Source organism: Actinosynnema sp. NPDC037264, from assembly GCF_055603705.1.
Genome location: NZ_JBVJVK010000066.1, coordinates 23,792 through 41,918 on the forward strand (window position 1 = coordinate 23,792; position 18,127 = coordinate 41,918).

Annotated in this window: 17 protein-coding genes; 7 read left to right on the forward strand and 10 right to left on the reverse strand. The window is 71.4% G+C overall.

Features of this window, described 5'->3' with window-relative positions; translation table 11 throughout:
- Window positions 1-210: 210 nt before the first annotated feature.
- Both ACZ7GX_RS38955 and ACZ7GX_RS38960 read right to left on the reverse strand, forming a co-directional pair.
- The gene (locus ACZ7GX_RS38955; protein ID WP_498784626.1) at window positions 211-1,257 is read right to left on the reverse strand and encodes a HAMP domain-containing sensor histidine kinase; all 1,047 of its coding nucleotides are present in this window, start codon (window positions 1,255-1,257) and stop codon (window positions 211-213) included.
- Window positions 1,254-1,928, reverse strand: a complete 675-nt coding sequence (locus tag ACZ7GX_RS38960; RefSeq protein WP_498784628.1) for a response regulator — start codon at window positions 1,926-1,928, stop codon at window positions 1,254-1,256. Before ACZ7GX_RS38960 ends, ACZ7GX_RS38955 begins: the two co-directional genes overlap by 4 nt.
- A gap of 214 nt (window positions 1,929-2,142) precedes the next feature.
- Here ACZ7GX_RS38960 and ACZ7GX_RS38965 point away from each other — a divergent pair, with 214 nt between their 5' ends.
- Window positions 2,143-2,487 (forward strand): hypothetical protein, encoded by a 345-nt coding sequence (locus ACZ7GX_RS38965; RefSeq protein ID WP_498784630.1) that lies wholly within the window; start codon window positions 2,143-2,145, stop codon window positions 2,485-2,487.
- A gap of 36 nt (window positions 2,488-2,523) precedes the next feature.
- Entirely contained in the window at window positions 2,524-4,689 is a 2,166-nt protein-coding gene (gene recD2 / locus ACZ7GX_RS38970) for an SF1B family DNA helicase RecD2 (protein WP_498784633.1), read from the forward strand.
- 79 nt (window positions 4,690-4,768) lie between these two features.
- Here the strand turns inward: recD2 and ACZ7GX_RS38975 are convergent, their stop codons facing one another.
- Window positions 4,769-5,581 carry a MerR family transcriptional regulator gene (locus tag ACZ7GX_RS38975; protein WP_498784635.1) on the reverse strand — a complete coding sequence of 271 codons (813 nt, stop codon included), beginning with the start codon at window positions 5,579-5,581 and terminating at the stop codon, window positions 4,769-4,771.
- Window positions 5,582-5,647: 66 nt separating this feature from the next.
- Window positions 5,648-5,890, reverse strand: a complete 243-nt coding sequence (locus ACZ7GX_RS38980) for a DUF2630 family protein (RefSeq protein ID WP_498784637.1) — start codon at window positions 5,888-5,890, stop codon at window positions 5,648-5,650.
- A 153-nt stretch (window positions 5,891-6,043) separates the two neighbouring features.
- Between ACZ7GX_RS38980 and ACZ7GX_RS38985 the strand changes: the two genes are divergently transcribed.
- Window positions 6,044-7,813 (forward strand): M14 family zinc carboxypeptidase, encoded by a 1,770-nt coding sequence (locus ACZ7GX_RS38985; protein WP_498784639.1) that lies wholly within the window; start codon window positions 6,044-6,046, stop codon window positions 7,811-7,813.
- A 42-nt stretch (window positions 7,814-7,855) separates the two neighbouring features.
- Here ACZ7GX_RS38985 and ACZ7GX_RS38990 read toward each other — a convergent pair whose 3' ends face one another.
- Together ACZ7GX_RS38990 and ACZ7GX_RS38995 are read right to left on the reverse strand one after the other, a co-directional pair.
- On the reverse strand, window positions 7,856-8,614 hold the full coding sequence (locus tag ACZ7GX_RS38990) for a hypothetical protein (RefSeq protein WP_498784641.1): 759 nt from the start codon (window positions 8,612-8,614) through the stop codon (window positions 7,856-7,858).
- Between the two features lie 106 nt (window positions 8,615-8,720).
- Window positions 8,721-10,346, reverse strand: a complete 1,626-nt coding sequence (locus ACZ7GX_RS38995) for a glycosyl hydrolase family 18 protein (RefSeq protein ID WP_498784643.1) — start codon at window positions 10,344-10,346, stop codon at window positions 8,721-8,723.
- Window positions 10,347-10,610: 264 nt separating this feature from the next.
- Here ACZ7GX_RS38995 and ACZ7GX_RS39000 point away from each other — a divergent pair, with 264 nt between their 5' ends.
- Window positions 10,611-11,717 carry a serine hydrolase domain-containing protein gene (locus tag ACZ7GX_RS39000; protein WP_498784645.1) on the forward strand — a complete coding sequence of 369 codons (1,107 nt, stop codon included), beginning with the start codon at window positions 10,611-10,613 and terminating at the stop codon, window positions 11,715-11,717.
- A gap of 50 nt (window positions 11,718-11,767) precedes the next feature.
- Here ACZ7GX_RS39000 and ACZ7GX_RS39005 read toward each other — a convergent pair whose 3' ends face one another.
- Window positions 11,768-12,262, reverse strand: coding sequence for a carboxymuconolactone decarboxylase family protein (locus ACZ7GX_RS39005; protein ID WP_498784647.1), 495 nt, complete (start codon window positions 12,260-12,262; stop codon window positions 11,768-11,770).
- 31 nt (window positions 12,263-12,293) lie between these two features.
- Window positions 12,294-13,484: a serine hydrolase domain-containing protein gene (locus ACZ7GX_RS39010; RefSeq protein WP_498784649.1), complete on the reverse strand. Its 1,191-nt coding sequence runs from the start codon at window positions 13,482-13,484 to the stop codon at window positions 12,294-12,296.
- Between the two features lie 141 nt (window positions 13,485-13,625).
- Here ACZ7GX_RS39010 and sigJ point away from each other — a divergent pair, with 141 nt between their 5' ends.
- The gene (sigJ, locus tag ACZ7GX_RS39015) at window positions 13,626-14,564 is read left to right on the forward strand and encodes an RNA polymerase sigma factor SigJ (protein ID WP_498784651.1); all 939 of its coding nucleotides are present in this window, start codon (window positions 13,626-13,628) and stop codon (window positions 14,562-14,564) included.
- Window positions 14,565-14,646: 82 nt separating this feature from the next.
- Here sigJ and ACZ7GX_RS39020 read toward each other — a convergent pair whose 3' ends face one another.
- On the reverse strand, window positions 14,647-15,111 hold the full coding sequence (locus tag ACZ7GX_RS39020) for a heme-degrading domain-containing protein (RefSeq protein WP_498784653.1): 465 nt from the start codon (window positions 15,109-15,111) through the stop codon (window positions 14,647-14,649).
- Window positions 15,108-16,127, reverse strand: a complete 1,020-nt coding sequence (locus tag ACZ7GX_RS39025) for a Gfo/Idh/MocA family protein (protein WP_498784655.1) — start codon at window positions 16,125-16,127, stop codon at window positions 15,108-15,110. Before ACZ7GX_RS39025 ends, ACZ7GX_RS39020 begins: the two co-directional genes overlap by 4 nt.
- A gap of 53 nt (window positions 16,128-16,180) precedes the next feature.
- On the opposite strand from ACZ7GX_RS39025, the gene ACZ7GX_RS39030 reads away from it, so the two are divergent.
- Both ACZ7GX_RS39030 and ACZ7GX_RS39035 read left to right on the forward strand, forming a co-directional pair.
- Window positions 16,181-17,221, forward strand: a complete 1,041-nt coding sequence (locus ACZ7GX_RS39030) for an ROK family transcriptional regulator (RefSeq protein ID WP_498784657.1) — start codon at window positions 16,181-16,183, stop codon at window positions 17,219-17,221.
- Window positions 17,222-17,287: 66 nt separating this feature from the next.
- Window positions 17,288-18,037: a PP2C family protein-serine/threonine phosphatase gene (locus ACZ7GX_RS39035; RefSeq protein ID WP_498784659.1), complete on the forward strand. Its 750-nt coding sequence runs from the start codon at window positions 17,288-17,290 to the stop codon at window positions 18,035-18,037.
- The last annotated feature ends 90 nt before the right edge of the window (window positions 18,038-18,127 follow it).

An 18,127-nucleotide genomic window follows, 5' to 3' on the forward strand; every position in this document is an offset into this window, starting at 1 on the left:
GGCGACATCAGTGGACGGTGCGGGCATCGGTGAACAGCGCCCCCCTTGACACGCGCGGTAGGGCGGAGCCAGGTCGGCGGGATGACACGAAGCCCTTCTGTTGGGGAAAGGCGTGTCAGTGGACAGGTGGGGGTGAGGGGGCGGGTTAGCGGGTTGGGGAGGCGGGGCGGTGGATGAGGCGAAGCCCTTAGGTGGAGGAAGGGCTGAGGGTCAGGTGGGGGAGGTGGTTGCTTGAGCTGGTGGGCAGGTGGCGGGGAGGGTGGCGCGGATTCGGCAGCCGGAGCCGTCGACCACGGCGATGGTGCCGCCGTGCAGGTCCACTACCCAGCGCGCGATGTTGAGCCCCAGGCCGGTGCCGCCGCCGCCCGCTCGTTCGCCTCTGGTGAAGCGCTCGAAGACCCGTTCGCGGTCCTGTGGGGCGATGCCCGGGCCGTCGTCGGCGACTTCCAGCACCAAGTCCGCGCCGACGGTGGCCGAGACCCTCACCTCGCCGCCGGCCGGGCCGTGGCGGACGGCGTTGTCCAGCAGGTTGGCGACGACTTGGGCCAGCCGGGCCTCGTCGGCGTAGACGGTGGCTGATGGTGGTGAGACGTCGACGGTGAACCGCACCCCTCGAGCGGCTACCGAAGCCTCGGCGACGACCTCCATCAGCAACGGTTCCAAGGCGAATTCGGCCTTGTCCAACTTGTGCGCCCCGGCGTCGATCCGGGACAGGTCCAGCAGTTCGGTCACCAGGCGGCCGAGTCGTTCGGTCTGCGCCAGAGCCGTTCGCATCGTTGCCGCGTCCGGCTGCGCCACGCCGTCGACGACGTTCTCCAGCACGTTCTGCAAAGCGGTGATCGGGGTCTTCAACTCGTGCGAGACGTTCGCGATCAGCTCACGCCGCTGCTGGTCCGCCGCACCGAGGTCGGCCGCCATCTGGTTGAACGCACCGGCCAGCTCGCCGACCTCGTCACGCGCCGTCGCACGCACCCGTTGGCTGTAGTCACCGGCCCGCATCGCCCGCACCGCCGCCGTCATCTCCCGCAACGGGCGCGTCATCCCGTGCGCGAGGATCTGCGACGTGACCAGGACGATCGCGATCGTGCCGAACGTGGTGCCCGGCGCCAGCCACTGGATGCGGTACCAGAAGTAGGTGAACCCGGCCGCCATCGCGGACACCAGCAGGATCCCGAGCTTCAACTTGATCGACCGCACCGGGTCCAACGGGCGCGGCAGCAGTTCCAGGGTCGTGTCGAACGCCGACCGCAAGGTCACCGCGGCACCTCCAACGCGTACCCGATCCCGTGCACGGTCCGGATCAGGTCCGTGCCCAGCTTCCGCCGCAACGCCTTGATGTGGCTGTCGACCGTGCGCGTGCCCGTGCCGTCGGCCCAGCCCCACACCTCGCTGAGCAGCCGCTCCCGCGACTGCACGGCCCGCGGCCGTTCGGCGAGGTGCACCAGCAGCTCGAACTCGGTCGGCGTCAGGTGCGCCTCCGCCCCCGCGCGCACGACCCGCCGCTCGGCCAGGTCGATCTCCAGGTCGGCCACGGTGATCCGGTGCGCCGCCGCCGACGCCGCCCGCTCCACCCGTCGCAGCAACGCGTGCACGCGCGCGGCCAGCTCGCGGATCGAGAAGGGCTTGGTCAGGTAGTCGTCCGCGCCGACCGCGAGGCCGACCAGCAGGTCCGTCTCGTCACCCCGGGCGGTCAGCATGAGCACCGGCACGGGGCGCTCGGCCTGGATCCGCCGGCACACCTCCAGCCCGTCGAACCCCGGCAGCATCACGTCCAGCACGACGAGGTCGGGCCGCACGTCACGGGCACGCGAGACGGCCGACGGACCGTCGTGCGCCAGCTCGACCTCGAACCCCTCGGCCCGCAGCCTCGCGGCCACGGACTCGGCGATGGTGAGGTCGTCCTCGACCACCAGAATCCGGCGTGTCATGCGGCCGACTCTATGTGGGAGCCGTGGAGGTGACCGGCGCGACTTGTGAACGTCCTGTGGAGACCGCGCTGGGGTGGGTGGAGGCCGAACGGGGGATTCTGGGAGCGCTCCCAGTCGCTGGCGGACTGGGGAGGACTGGTCATGCGACGGACGTGGGGCGATGTGCCGGCGCTCGTTTCGGTGATCTCGGCGGGACGGCACGGCGCTGAGCGAGGTGCCGACGCCGACCGGGTACCACAGCTTCCTGCACGCGGTCGACGCGGAGGGCGCCGCGTACGGCCAGGTGAAGGGCCGTCCGGTGAAGTGGTCGGCCGACGGCGCCGTGTCGGTCATGGCGTTGCCGGACGGGTACGGGGCGGGCGAGGTGCTGGAGCTCAACGACCGCGGCGCGGCCGCCGGCACGGCGACCAGCCGGTACAACCGGCCGATCCGCTGGTCGCCGTCGGGCGAGGTGGCGCTGCTGCCGGTGCCGTCCGGGACCTACGGCTTCGCCCAGGCCATCAACGACCGCGGCGTGGTCGTGGGCGAGTACGGGGGCCGGCCGCTGCTCTGGCCCTGACCGCCGGCCGTCGGTGGCACGTCCTAGGGTGACCCGGTGGCTGACGCGGTCCTGGAAGCGGTGCTGGAGCGGATCACGTTCGCCAACGAGGAGACCGGCTACACGGTCGCCCGCGTCGACCCCGGCCGCGGCGGCGACCTGGTCACCGTGGTCGGGTCGCTGCTCGGCGCGCAGCCGGGCGAGTCGATCCGGATGCGCGGTCGGTGGGGCTCGCACCCGCAGTACGGCAAGCAGTTCGTGGTCGAGGACTACACGACCGTGCTGCCGGCCACGATCCAGGGCATCCGCCGCTACCTCGGCTCCGGCCTGATCAAGGGCATCGGACCGGTGCTGGCCGACCGGATCGTCACGCACTTCGGCGTGGACGCGCTGGAGGTCATCGAGCACGAGCCGCAGCGCCTGATCGAGGTGCCCAAGCTCGGTCCCAAGCGCACCAAGCTGATCGCCGACGCGTGGGAGGAGCAGAAGGCGATCAAGGAGGTCATGGTCTTCCTCCAGGGCGTCGGCGTGTCGACGTCCCTGGCCGTGCGGATCTACAAGCAGTACCGCGACAAGGCGATCGAGGTCGTCCGCGAGGAGCCCTACCGGCTGGCCAACGACGTGTGGGGCATCGGGTTCCGCACCGCCGACCTGATCGCGAAGGCCGTCGGCATCCCGCACGACAGCCCGCAGCGGGTGAAGGCCGGGCTGCAGTTCACGCTGTCCGAGGCGACCAACGACGGCAACTGCTACCTGCCCGAGAACGAGCTCATCGGTGACGCGATCAAGATCCTCCAGGTCGACGCGGGCCTGGTGATCGAGTGCCTGGCCGAGCTGGTGGCGGAGGAGGGCGTGGTCCGCGAGGTCATGCCGGACGGCGAGCCGGGCATCTACCTGGTGGCGTTTTACCGGGCGGAGATCTCGTTGGCGAGCCAGCTGCTTCGGCTGCTCAGGACCGACGAGGAGCGGATGCCGGCGTTCCAGCAGGTCGACTGGGAGCGCGCGTTCGGGTGGCTCGGGGCGTCGCTGGAGGACAAGCAGCGCGACGCGGTCCGGTTGGCGTTGAGCCGGAAGGTGGCCGTGCTGACGGGTGGTCCGGGGTGCGGCAAGAGCTTCACCGTGCGGTCGATCGTGAAGCTGGCGGTGGCCAAGGGCGCGAAGGTGGTGCTGGCCGCGCCGACCGGCCGGGCGGCCAAGCGGCTGACCGAGCTGACCGGGCACGAGGCGCGCACCGTGCACCGGCTGCTGGAGCTCAAGCCCGGCGGTGACGCGGCCTACGACCGCGACCGGCCGCTCGACGCGGACCTCGTGGTCGTGGACGAGGCGTCGATGCTGGACCTGCTCCTGGCGAACAAGCTGGTCAAGGCCGTCGCGCCGGGCGCGCACCTGCTCCTGGTCGGCGACGTGGACCAGCTGCCGTCCGTCGGCGCGGGCGAGGTCCTGCGGGACGTGCTGTCCGCCGAGAGCCCCATCCCGAACGTCCGGCTCACGCACATCTTCCGGCAGGCGCAGCAGTCCGGCGTGGTGACCAACGCGCACCGGATCAACAACGGCGACTACCCCGTCGTGCAGGGGATGCCGGACTTCTTCCTGTTCCCGGTGGAGGAGGCGGAGGAGGCGGCGGCGCTGGTGGTCGACGTCGTCGCCAACCGCATCCCGCGCAAGTTCGGCCTCAAACCGCGCACGGACGTGCAGGTGCTCGCGCCGATGCACCGGGGCCCGGCGGGCGCGGGCGGGCTGAACGCGTTGCTGCAGGAGGCCCTGACACCGTCCAAACCGGACCTGCCGGAACGCCGGTTCGGCGGCCGGGTGTTCCGGGTCGGCGACAAGGTCACGCAGATGCGCAACAACTACGACAAGAACGTCTTCAACGGCACGCTCGGCATCGTCACGGCGATCGACGTGGTGGAGCAGAAGCTGACCGTGCGGACCGACGAGGACGAGGACGTCGACTACGAGTTCGGCGAGCTGGACGAGCTGACCCACGCCTACGCCATGACGATCCACCGCTCGCAGGGCAGCGAGTACCCGTGCGTGGTCATCCCGATCACGACCAGCGCGTGGATGATGTTGCAGCGCAACCTGCTCTACACGGCGGTCACGCGGGCGAAGAAGCTGGTCGTGCTGGTCGGGTCGCGCAAGGCGATCGGGCAGGCGGTCCGCACCGTGGGCGCGGGACGCCGGCACACGGCGCTGGACCACCGGCTGGCGCGGCTGGTGTGAGTCGGCCGGCCCGCCGCGGTGCAGGCGGGAGGCGAGGACCGCGCGGGTGGGTGAGTTCCCGCGCGGTCGGGCCGGGCCGTCAGCGCATCGGGAAGGCGATGTCGCAGACCTCGTCGTCGGGGCCGGCGGCGTCGAAGTCCGTGAAGTAGACCTCGCGGGGCGCGTCGTGGACCTCGAAGCCGTTCTCCTTGATCCACGCGGCGACGGCGTCGTAGGCCGACAGGATCTGCGGGAAGACCACCTGCGCCTTGGTCAGCCGCGCGTACGCCTCCCGGTGCGCGGGCTCCACCCGGGCGGCCGACCCGGTCGGCGGCTCGGCCGCGCCGATCGGCACGCACGACTCGACCGGGCCGTCGCTGTCGTCGTTCACCTCGCCGTGGTAGATCACGAACGTCGGGCCGGACACGCCGCCGAAGGCCTCGGCCGCCTGGTGCAGCCGTCCCAGCGAGTCGCCGATCCACGGCACCAACGCCGGTTGCAGCACGTGCCGCTGCTCGGTCAAGACCACCTGTTCGGGTACTTCTCGCTGCTTGACCTCGTACATCTCCACCAAACCCCTTCCTCCGGACAACACGACGCGGAGGTGGGCGGCCAGGCCTCGCTGCACGGCCATCCGGTGCTCGACCTCGGCCCAGTACCCGGCGAGCAGGTCGGCGCGCTCGTCCTCGGGCGCGGCGACGATCCGGGCCACGACCGCGAGCGGCATGTCCAGCCTGCGCAGCAACGCCACCAGGCGGGCCGGGACGAGCTGGTCCTCCCGGTAGCGCCGGTAGCCGTTGCCCGCCTCGACCACGGCCGGCCGGAGCAGGCCCTGGCGTTCGTACAACCGCAGTGCCTTCACCGACAGCCGCGACCGGCGGGCGAACTCGCCGATCCCCAGTAGCCGTGCCACCGCCACATCCTCCATGGCGACGACCCTGCGGGCTGCCCCAAGGGACGAGTCAACGCACGCCGTCGACTACTGGCGGTAACCCTCCACGGTGCGGGGGTCGCGGGGCTCGGCGCCGTCCGGGTCCATGCCCGCCGCCCGGCGCGCGCGGCGTTGGCGCAGGAGGTCCCAGGTCTGGTCCAGGGCCACTTCGAGGTCGCGCAGCCGTCGGGCGTCGCCCTCGCTCAGGCCCTCGCCGATCCGCGATCCCTCCAACCGGTGCTCTTCCTCGACCAGTCGGGTGATCCGCTCGACCAGTTCTTCGTCCGTCACGACTCCTCCTCCATCCGGACCAAGCGCCGGGGTACCTCACCCGCTTCCGTCAAAACCCCTTGTCATCACGCTGAGCAATGGCCGATTGGCGGGTGTGCAAGGGGGTGGTCCGTCCCTCATCCTCCTGCTCAACCCTGCCTAGGAGGAACAACCGTGAAGTCGACCAGACGTTCACTGCTGACACTGGCCGTGGCCGGTGTCGCGGCGGCGGCGGTGGTCACCGGGGGCGTGCCCGGAACCGCCGGTCCCGCACCCGAGACCGTCGCCGTCCAAGCCGGTCCGACCTACGTCTACAAGGTCCACGCGCCGCTCGGCGCCGCCGCCCAGAACCTGCTCGGGCGCGGCTTCGACGTGCTGGAGGACCGTGACGGCGACTACCTGTTCGTGCTCGGTGACGCGAGCACCGGCGGCGGCCTGAAGCAGGCCGGTTTCACCGCCGTCATCGACGAGGTGCTGCCCGCGCCCGAGTGGCAGCCACCCGCGAAGAAGTCGCAGTCCCCGACGTTCGACGCCGCCGACATCAACGAGACCTACTACGGCGGCTACCGCACGATCAACGCCCACTGGTCGCACCTGGACCTGGTCGGGCAGCAGTACCCCGCGCTGACCACGCTGGTCGACTACGGCGACTCGTGGAAGAAGACGCAGGGCGCCGGCGGCTACGACCTGCGCGCCATCTGCATCACCAAGAAGAACGCGGGCGACTGCGCGCTGAACCCGTCCGCGCCGAAGCCCCGCTTCTTCGTGATGGGCCAGCTGCACGCCCGCGAGCTGACCACCGGTGACACGGCGTGGAAGTGGATCGACCACCTGACCACCGGTTACGGGGTCGACGCGGAGGTCACCGCGCTGCTGGACACGACCGAGGTGTGGGTCGTGCCGATCGCGAACCCGGACGGCGTGAACATCGTGCAGCAGGGCGGCAACTCGCCGCGCTACCAGCGCAAGAACGCCAACACCACGAACGGGTCGAACTGCTCCGGCACGTCGTCGTCGCAGATCGGCATCGACCTCAACCGCAACACCGACTCGCACTGGGGCGGCGCGGGCACGTCGTCCAACCCGTGCGACCAGACGTACAAGGGGCCGTCGGCGAACTCCGAGGTCGAGACGAGGGCGTTGCAGGCGCTGTGGCGCAACCTGTACCGCGACCGCCGCGGCACCGGCACCACCGACGCCGCGCCCGCCGACACGACCGGTGTCGTGATCTCCATGCACAGCTACTCGAACCTGGTGCTGTTCCCGTGGGGCTGGACGACGCAGTACAAGACGGGCAACGACGCGCCGATGCGGGCCATGGCGAAGGACATGGCGACGTTGGCCGGCGGGTGGCAGTACGGGCAGCCGGGCGAGGTGCTCTACAACGCGGCCGGCGCGACGGACGACTGGGTGTACGACGACCTGGGCGTGGCGTCGTTCGTGTGGGAGATCGGGCCGTCGTCGGGGTCGTGCTCCGGGTTCTTCCCGACGTACTCCTGCCAGGCGTCGACGTTCTGGCCGAAGACGAAGCCGATGCTGATGTACGCGGCCAAGAAGGCGGCCAACCCCTACGGCGGTGGCGGCAACCCGCCGGTCGGGTGCGCCAAGTCGACCAACGACGCCGACGTCGCCATCCCGGACAACGGGGCGGCGGTCACCAGCACGATCACCATCGCCGGCTGCGAGGGCACCGCTTCGGCGACGTCGCAGGTGGAGGTGCACATCGTGCACACCTACCGGGGTGACCTGGTGATCGACCTGGTCGCGCCGGACGGCACGGCGTACCGCCTGAAGGCGTCGAACAACGACTCGGGCGACAACATCGACACCACGTACACCGCGAACGTCTCGTCGGAGGCGCGCAACGGCGCGTGGCAGCTCCGAGTCCAGGACGTGTACTCGGCCGACACCGGGTACATCAACTCGTGGAGCCTGACCGTCTAGTCACCGGTCCGGGGCCCGCTTGCTTCCGGCACGCGGGCCCCGTCACGGCCCGGGCTCGGGCGCGCTCAGCGCCTCCCGCAGCGCGTCCTTGATGTACCGATCGGCTTTGGCCAGGAGGAAGTCGTGCAGGTGAGCGGGGGGAAGCCCGTCCGCGACCGCTCCCCTGGGGTAGGAGTGCAACGGTTTGCCGCCGACGTCGATCGTCTCCGTGCCCCGGCGCCCGCCGGACATCCAGTCCAGTTCGAGCCGCCACCGCACCTCGCCCGCCGAGCTGCGGCCCACGACGGAGAACCTCTCGGGGTCACCGGCCGTGACGGTGAACGGGAACTTCCCGCTCCACCCGCCACACGGCTCGACCTCGAGCTTCCGGCCGGGGGCGAGGACCACCTGGAAGTCACGCGTGTGCATCCGTGTCGACGCGAGGACGGGATCGACCTTCGGCACCGCGTACGCGGTACGTGGCTCCCTGTCGGTCACCACGACCGCCCGCAGCGCCAGGAGGATGACCGCCTGGGACCCTCGCCCTTCGACGTAGAACAGGAGCTCGTCGTCCACGTTGAGTAGCCGTGGGCGCTTCCCGTCCAGGACGACGAGGTCGTACTCGTCGGCCCAAAGGCGCGGAGAGTCGTGGAAGGCGGTGATGATCAGCGGTGTTCCGATCGCCGCGACGTCCTGGGGGACGTTGATGGTGACATCACCGTGGATCGCTCCCGCCTGGATCACGTGCCCTGCCGCACCCGAGAGGTGGTTGGCCACCCCCTGAGCCTGAACCCCGTCCGGCTCGTCGGTCCTGTCGTCCACGTCGCGCCTCCCCTCCCGAGAATTCATTCAACCGCGTTGGGGCGGGGAACGGCGAAGGGCCCTGCGGGGGAGACGCCCGCAGGGCCCTTCGGGTGGTGCAGGGTGCTTACTTCAGGCCGTTGCCCATCGCGGTGATGAGCTCGCCGTTGGCCGTGTCACCGTCGAGCGCCCAGAAGAACGCGCCGCCGAGGCCCTGGTTCTTGGTGTAGGTCATCTTGCCGCCGATGGTGGCCGGGGTGTCGTAGCTCCACCACTGGTCGCCGCAGTGCGCGTACGCCGTGCCCGCGACGGTGCCGTTGGCCGGGCACTTGGTCTTGAGGACCTTGTAGTCCTCGATGCCCGCCTCGTAGGTGCCCGGCGCCGCGCCGGTCGCCGTGCCGCCCGGGGCGGACTGGGTGACGCCGGACCAGCCGCGGCCGTAGAAGCCGATGCCCAGCAGCAGCTTGGCCGCCGGCACGCCCTTGCTCTTCAGCTTCTGGATCGCCGCGTCGGAGTTGAAGCCCGCCTGCGGGATGCCGGTGTAGGACGTCAACGGCGAGTGCGGAGCCGTCGGGCCCTTGGCGTTGAACGCGCCGAAGTAGTCGTAGGTCATGACGTTGTACCAGTCGAGGTACTGCGCCGCGCCGCCGTAGTCCGCGGCGTCGATCTTGCCGCCGTTGGACCCGTCCGCCGTGATGGCGGCCGTGACGAGGTAGTTGGCGCCGAAGCGGGTGCGCAGGGCCTGGGAGACCGTCTTCATCGAGCTGAAGCCGGAGGTGTCGCAGGTCAGGCCGCAGGCGTTCGGGTACTCCCAGTCGATGTCGATGCCGTCGAACACGTCCGCCCAGCGCGGGTCCTCGACCAGCCGGTGGCACGACTCGGCGAACGCGGCCGGGTTCTGCGCCGCCTGGCCGAAGCCGCCGGACCAGGTCCAACCGCCGAACGACCACAGCACCTTGATGTGCGGGTACATCTTCTTCAGCTTGCGCAGCTGGTTGAACGAACCGCGCAGGGCGCCGGTGTCCCACGTGTCGGCGACGCCGTCGACGGAGTTCGCCGCGGTGTAGGCCATGTCGTAGTCGGCGTAGGCGTCACCGATGGTGCACTGGCCGTTCTGCACGTTGCCGAACGCGTAGTTGATGTGCGTCAGCTTCGCGGCCGAGCCGGAGGTGTGGATGTTCTTCACGAAGTACTGGCGGCCGTAGACGCCCCACTGGGTGAAGTAGCCCAGGTTCTTCCGCGAGCCGACCGGCGGGTTCGACGTGGTCGTCGTCGGGCCCGTGGTGGTGGTCGTCGTGGTCGTAGTAGTCGTGGTGGTGGTCGTGGTCGTCGTCGGGTTGGTCCCGCCGGCGTCGCACGACGCGCCGTTCAGCTTGCAGTTGGCCGGCCCGCTGAACGTGCCGGAGTAGGTCACGTTGAAGCCGAAGCTCACCGTGCCGCCGACGCCCACGCTGCCGTTCCACGTGTTCTTCACGGTCACGTGCTGGCCGCTGACGGTGTGCGAGCCGTCCCACAGGGAGCTGACCCGGTGGCCGGTGGGCAGGTCGAACTCGACCGTCCACGACGTCAGGGCCGCCGTGGAGCCGTTGCGGATCGTGTACTTGCCCTCGTAGCCGGTGCCCCAGTCCGAGCCCTTGCTGAAGGTGGCCGAGACGCCGCCCGCACCGCTGGCCGCGGGCGCGACGACCAGCCCCACCACCAACGTGGCGACCGCCACGAACAACGCTGTGACATGCCATCGGATCTTGGACATCGTGCTCCTTGTCAGGAAAGGAGTGCAGGGTTGACCCACGATGTGGTTCAGACCACTTCACGGTCAAGGTCTAGACCATTGGCGTCACTCGAACGGACTAGTGGTAACCCGTTCGGAACCGGTTCCGAAGACGCCCGACCACTAAGGGTGGACGAGCCTAAAGTCTGATGCGCTCCCAGACCAGGGACCGACGTGGGAACCCCGCCGGACGGCCAGACTCGAACCCGCCGAAGGGGTCGGCGACGTGACTGAGGGAGGAACGCGGTGACGGGCAAGAGGGGTATCGCGTTAGCCGCCGTCGTGGGGTTGGCGGTCGTGGGGATCGGGGGGACGGCGGTGGCCGAGCCGGCCGACCGGGGGAGCCGGATCGACCGGCAGGTCGTGCAGCGGGCGTTGGACGCCATGGCGCGCACCGGGGGCCAGGGCGTCCAGGTCCGCGTCAGCGACGGGCGGCACGAGTTCACCGCCCGCGCCGGCACGGCGGAGGTCGACTCGCCGCGCCCGGTGCCGACCGACGGCCGGTTCCGGGTCGGCAGCATCACCAAGACGTTCGTGTCGACCGTCGTGCTCCAGCTGGTCGGCGAGGGCGAGATCGAGCTCGACGCGCCGGTGCACCGGTACCTGCCCGGCCTGCTGCCGGACGGTGACCGGATCACCGTGCGGCACCTGCTGCAGCACACCAGCGGGCTCTACAACTACACGTCCGCGCTGCCGCCCGGCCCGGACGGCGCGCTGGCCATCCGGTACAAGACGTGGACGCCCGCGGAGCTGCTCGCGATGTCGACGTCGCGGCCGCTGGACTTCCAGCCCGGCACGAGCTGGAAGTACTCGAACACCAACTACGTCGTCGCCGGGATGCTGGTGGAGAAGGTCACCGGCCGGCCGTACGGGGTGGCGGTGCAGCAGCGAGTGCTTCGTCCGCTGGGCCTGCGGTCGACGTACGTGCCGGGCAACCGCACCGACATCCCCGGCCCGCACGCCCACGGCTACATCAGGGCAGGCGGGCAGGTCGTCGACATCACCGAGTTCAACCCGTCGGTGGCGTACGCCGCGGGCGAGATGATCTCCACGACGGCCGACCTCGACCGGTTCCTGGACGCGCTGCTGGACGGCCGCCTGCTCCGGCCGGCGCAGCAGCGGGAGCTGACCGCGACGCTGCCGATCGCCGGCGGCTACGCGTTGGGCATCGAGAAGACCGACCTGGACTGCGGCGTGGCGGTCTGGGGCCACGGCGGCGGCATCCCGGGCTACAACAGCCTGGTGATCAGCACGGCGGACACGAAGACCCGCATGACGGCCTCGCTGACCTCCGCGCCGGACCCGGGCCAGATCGAGGGTTACGACGAGCTGCTGAACGAGGTGTTCTGCTGACGCGGTGAGGCGGTGGGGCGTCCGGTCGGGCGCCCCACCGCCCGGCGGGCTCAGTCCCGCCACTGCTGCGCGGGCGCGACGCCCGGCAGCGGCTTGCCGATGAGGGCCACCGGGATGAAGAAGCAGATCTGGCCGATCGCCATGGTCAACGTGGCCAGCGCCTTGTCGTCGTAGTGGGCGGACGCCTGGGCGTACAGGTCGTCGGTGACGCGCTCGCCGTGCGGGTTGGGGGTGAGCACCGCCTCGACGAGGGCCAGCGCGGCCCGTTCGGCGGCGGTGAAGTGGGGCGCGTCCGGCCAGGACGCGACGGCGGTGATGCGCTCTTCCGACACACCCGCCTTGCGGAGGTTGCCGGTGTGCAGGGTGGTCAGGTAGGTGTTGCCGACGAGCTGCCCCGCGCGCAGGTGCACCAGGCTGATGGTGGTCGGCGGGACCGAGCCGTTGCCGACGGCCTGGAACATGATCTTGGCGAGCTCCCCGAGCTCGGGCACGAGCACGGCGGGGTTGGGCAGACGGGACTGGAGCGAGTCCTGGATGGCGGTCATCGTGGAGGTGTCCTCTCGGATTTCGTCGTCTTCACCGCACTGACGCGTCGCGAGGCGCGGACGTGACCGCGCGGTGGACGGCGGCGGCCAGCCGGTCGTGCTCGGGGTAGGACCAGTCGAAGGCGAAGCGGCGGCGGGTGTAGCCGAAGGCGATGCCGCCGAGGGGGTCGGCGAACGACTCCGCGCCCGCGGACCCGTTGTGGCCGAACGCCTTCGCGCTCAGGAACGGGTAGCGCAGGCCCTTCGCCTGGAACCCGAGGGCGTACTGCCCCGCCTCTTCGGTGACGAGGTCGCGACCCGTGGAGTGGAGCATGGCGAACTCGTCGAGCGTGTCGGGCTCGAGCAACGGCGCCCGACCGTCCAGGCCGAACACCGCCGCGGCGTACATCCCGGCCAACGCGCGGGCGTTGCCGACGCCGCCGGCGGACGCCTGGCCGAGCGCGCGCACCCGCCGGGTGTTGAGGAACGCCACCTGGTCCAGCGGCGGGGTGGAGTTCAGGCCGTAGCCGATGCCGGTGATGCTGTGCGGTCCCGGGACGTCCGCCCAGAACGCGGCGAGCTCCGCCGGGCTCGCCGATCCCGGCCGCACCTCCCGGAACCGGTCCTCCAGCGCCTCCGGCAGCCCCAGGTGCAGGTCCAGCCCGTGGGGCGCCCGCACCCGCTCCTCGAACCACGCCTGGAGCGACCGGCCCGTGGCCCGGCGGACGACCTCGCCCACGATCGCGAACGTCACGAACCCGCCGTAGCCGTAGGCCGAGCCGGGCCGCCAGTACGGCCGCTGCCCGGCCAGCCGCCGGGCGATCACCTCGTCGTCCGCGAGCTCCTCGGCGGTGAGGCCGCCGTCGACGCCGATCACGCCGGAACGGTGGGTGAGCACGTCCCGCAGCGTGATCCGGCCCTTGCCCGCGGCGGCGAACTCCGGCCAGTGGTGCGCGACGGGCCGGTCCAGCTCCAGCGCGCCGTCCTGCACGAGCAGCGCCACCGCCAACGTCGCGGCGCCCTTGGTCGCGGAGTAGACGCCGGTCAGGGTGTCGCCGGTCACCGCGTCGCCGGTCCCTTGGTCCCCGCTGCTGCCGTCGCCGGACCACAGGTCCACCACCAGGCGACCGTGCGCGTAGACCGCCAACTGGGCGCCGGCCCCGGGGTCGACCGCGTCGGCGAACTCCTCGCGCACGCCCTCGAAACCCTCGGCTACCGTGCCTCGTACCTCGATGTCCCTCATCGTCCGGTCCGCTCCGATCGTCGTGTCACCGCTTCGTCGCGGCCATGACGCGGCGGTGGCCGGGAACGTGACCGGACCGCGCCGGTCACATCGCGGGCGTCCCGTTCGTCATCGGTTCGACCGCCGACCCGAGAGGTGACCATGAACGACAGCGACTTCCTGGCCCGGCGCTTCGAGGAGCACCGCGGGCACCTGAAAGCGGTGGCCTACCGGATGCTCGGCTCGCTGACCGAGGCCGACGACGCCGTCCAGGAGGCCTGGCTGCGGCTGGCCCGCTCCGAGGCCGAGGACATCGACAACCTCGGCGGCTGGCTCACCACGGTCGTCGGCCGGGTCTGCCTCGACCTGCTGCGCTCACGCCGGCAGCGCCGGGAGGACCCGCTCGACGACCGCCTGCCCGACCCGGTCGTCACCGACGAGGTCGCCGACCCCGAGCACCAGGTGCTGGTGGCCGACTCGGTGGGCCTGGCGCTGCTGGTGGTGCTGGAATCGCTCAATCCCGCCGAACGGCTGGCGTTCGTCCTGCACGACCTGTTCGGCCTGCCGTTCGAGGAGATCGCCCCGATCCTGGACCGCACGCCGGTCGCGGCCAGGAAGCTGGCCAGCCGGGCCCGGCAGCGCGTCCAGGGCGCGGCGCCCGCGCCGGATCGCGACCCGGCCACCCAACGCCGCGTCGTCGACGCCTTCCTCACCGCCGCGCGCGGCGGGGACCTCACGGCCCTGCTCGCCGTCCTGGACCCCGACGTCACCCTGCGCGCGGACGGCGGCAAGGCGCTCGCCGGCATGCGGGTCCTGCACGGCGCCGAGGCCGTGGCCGGGCAGCTCGACACGTTCCACCGCATGGCCACCCTCGCGACCGCGCGTCCCGCGCTGGTCAACGGCTCGGCCGGGCTGGTCAACACCATCGACGGCGAGCTGTTCTCGATCATGGGCTTCACCGTGGCCGACGGGCGGATCGTCGAGATCGACATCCTGTCCGACCCCGACCGGCTGGCCGGCTTCGACCTCGACGGCGTCCTCGGCACGGACCCCGACGGCACGGACCCCGACGGCACGGACCCCGACGGCACGGGGAAGTGACGCCCGACGGCCCGTCCGGGGGCAGGACGGGCCGTCGGGTGGGGAAGAGCGCGGCGACCGGGCGGCGCCGCCGCGCCCTGGTCTACCCGGTGGTGGCCAGGAACTTCTCCACCTGCTCCACGACGAACGCGTGGTCCTCGGCCTGGGGCAGGCCGGACACGCCGACGGTGCCGACCAGGCCGACACCGGCCACGTTCACCGGGAACACGCCGCCGTGCGCGGCGTAGCGGTCGGGGTCGAGGCGTGAGTCCGCTTCGAACGTCTTGCCGCTCGCCCGGAAGGCCTCGCCGACCCGGTAGGAGCTCTGCCCGTAGCGGTCCACCACGCGGCTCTTGCGGTCGATCCACTCGTCGTTGTCCGCCGACGTGCCCGCCAGCGCCGCGTGGAACAGGCGCTGCTGCCCCCGGCGCACCGAGATCGTCACCGGCAGCGACCGCTCCCGCGCGGCGGCCAGCAGGAACGCGCCCAGCGCCAGCGCCACGTCGTTGTCGAACGACGTGAACACCAGTCGCGACTCCTGCTCGGCCAACGTCTCCAGCAAGCTCACAGCGACACCACCTGTCCGGTCCGGGCGGAGGCGAACGCCGCCTCGATGACGTCCAGCGCGCGCACGGCGGACTCCGGCTCGACCGGCAGCGGGCCGCCTTCGGTCAGCGCGGCCACCAGCAGCCGGTAGAACTCGGAGTAGGCGCCGGGCAAACCGACGACCTCCTCCGCGTCGTCCAGCACGCCCAACCGGCCATTTGTCGACAAATCTTCAAACGGCTTGCCGGCGTCCAGGGCGTCCTCCTGGCGGTCGAGGCCGTGCGAGACGTACGCGCCCGCCGAGCCCAGCACGCGGAACCGCGGCCCGTGGTCCGGCGCGGCGGAACTGGCCCAAAGGTGTGAACGCACCCCGTTCGCGTGCGTCAACGCCACGAACACGTCGTCGTCGACCTCGACGCCCGGCCGCCGCAGGTCCACTTCCGCGTACACGGTCGACACCGGGCCGAACAGCTCCAACGCCTGGTCGACCAGGTGCGCGCCCAGGTCGTACAGCAGCCCGCCCGCCTCCTCGGGCGCGCCGAACTCGCGCCAGTTGTCCCACACCTCCGGCACCCACCGCTCGAACCGCGACTCGAACCGCGTCACCGCGCCCAGCGCGCCCTCGGCCAGCAGCGACCGGAGCGTGCGGAAGTCGCTGTCCCACCGCCGGTTCTGGAACACCGTCACCGGCACGTCCCGGTCCCGCGCCGCCTGGAGCACCAGGCGCGCGTCCGCCGAGGTCGGCGCGAACGGCTTGTCCACCACGACCGGGATGCCTGCCTCGATCGCCGCCATCGCCAGCGGCACGTGGGTGCGGTTCGGGGTGGCGACCACGACCAGGTCCAGGTCGAGCGCGAACAGCTCCTCCACCGTGCCCGGCAGCGCGACGCCGGGGTGGGCGGCCTCGGCGTGCGCCCGGCGGGTGGCGTCCGAGGTGACGACGGCGCTCAGCTCCAGGCCGGGCGTCGCCGCGATGAGCGGTGCGTGGAACACGCGGCCGGCGATGCCGTAGCCGAGCAGTCCGGTGCGGAGAGACATGGCAGTGATTAAAGCAACGGCGTGTAGTAAACGCCAGGTGCGATGATGGACACGTGGCCAACTTGCGCTTCCTGCGGGGGTACAACGACGCGGTGGTGCTCGGCTTGGCCAGATCCGGCGCGGTGACCAGGGTCGAGCTGGCCGACCGCAGCGGGCTCACGCCACAGGCGGTGTCCAAGGTGGTGAGCAGGCTCATCGACGACGGCCTGCTGGTCGAGTCCGGCACGCGCAACGTGGGCGTCGGCAAGCCGCGCACCCTGCTCAAGCTCGTCGCCGACAGCAGGCTCGCGCTCGGCGCGCAGGTCGAGCGCGACGAGCTGCGCGTCGTGCTGACCGACCTCGCGGGCACCGTGCTCGACCGCGCGGTCGCGCCGCTGCCGCGCGACTTCGACCCGCCGACGTTCGTGGCGGAACTGCACCGGCTGGTCGACGGCCTGCGCAGCGAACGGCTCCTCGGGGTGGGCATCGGGTTCGTCGGCCCGCTGGACCACCGCACGGGCGTGGTGCACTACCCGACCGGCCTGTCCGAGTGGCAGGACGTGCCGCTGCGCGCGTTGGCCGAACGGCGGCTCGGCCTGCCGGTCGTGCTCGACAAGGACACCAACACGGCGGTCGTGGCCGAGGCGTGGCGGCGCGGCGAGGAGCTGCGGGACGCGGTGCTCGTGCTCGTCGGCACGGGTCTGGGCATCGGCATGCTGCTCGACGGCCGCGTGCACCGGGGCGTGCGCACCAACGCGGGGGAGTACGGGCACACCACCATCCAGCTCGACGGCCCGCCGTGCGTGTGCGGGCGCAGCGGGTGCATCGAGGCGCTGCACAACCTCGCCGCCGCCCGGGGCGACCTGGTCGAGGCCACGTCCGTGGTCGGCGTCGCGGTGGCGGACCTGGTGCAGCTGCTCGACATCGACCACGTGGTGCTGGCCGGTCGCGCGGTGCTCGCCGAACCCGCCGCCTACCTGGACGGCGTGCGCGCCAGGCTGCCCAAGGACGAGTGGCTGCCGGTGGACGTGTCGATCACCCCGTTGGGTGAAGACGTGGTCGCGGCGGGGGCGGCGATGCTCCTGCTGAGCGAGTTCTACGGCCGTCCTCGCTGACCAGAGCCGGCCGGATTTGGACATGCCCTGCTCACGGGCACCCGTGCGGGTGATTCACTGTGCGGCATGTATGCGCTCCGGTACGCCGTCGGCACCGACCCCGGCCTGCGCCGTGAAGCGAACGAGGACTCCGTGTACTTCAGCGAACGCCTGTTCGCCGTCGCCGACGGCATGGGCGGGCACGCGTACGGCGAAGTGGCGAGTTCGATCGCGGTGGCGGTGCTGGCCGACCTCGACGTGGACGCCGACGACCCACTCGGCGAGCTGGCCGGCGCGGCGCGGGAGATCGCGATCCGGCTGACCGACCTGGCCGAGGAGAACTTCGACATGCGCGGCATGGGCACCACGCTCACCGCGCTGCTGTGGGACGGCGAGCGCTTCGCGGTCGGGCACATCGGCGACTCGCGCTGCTACGTCGTCCGCGAGGGCGAGCTGACCCAGGTCACCCGCGACCACACCATGGTCCAGGCGCTGGTGGACGACGGGCGGATGGCCGCCGAGCAGGCCGCCGAGCACCCCGGCCGGTCCATGCTCATGCGCGCGTTGCAGGCGGGCAGCGCGCACGACCCGGACCTGTTCTTCCAGGACGTCGAGGCGGGCGACCGGTACCTGATCTGCTCGGACGGGCTGTCGGACGTGGTGGGCCCGGCGCGGATCGCCGAGCTGCTGGCCGCGTCCGCGGACGGTGACGAGGCCGTGCGGACGCTGATCGAGGCGGCCAACGCGGGCGGCGGGCCGGACAACATCACCTGCGTCGTGGTGGACGTGCTGCCGGCGGGCAACTCGTCGTGGCTGCCGAAGTGGCTGACGCGCTAGCGCCTGTTTCACAAGTCTCGTTCGATGAGAGTCGCGCCTGAGGTGGTTCCCGGCGGTGCGGCCGAATGGGCCGCATACCGCTGTTGTATG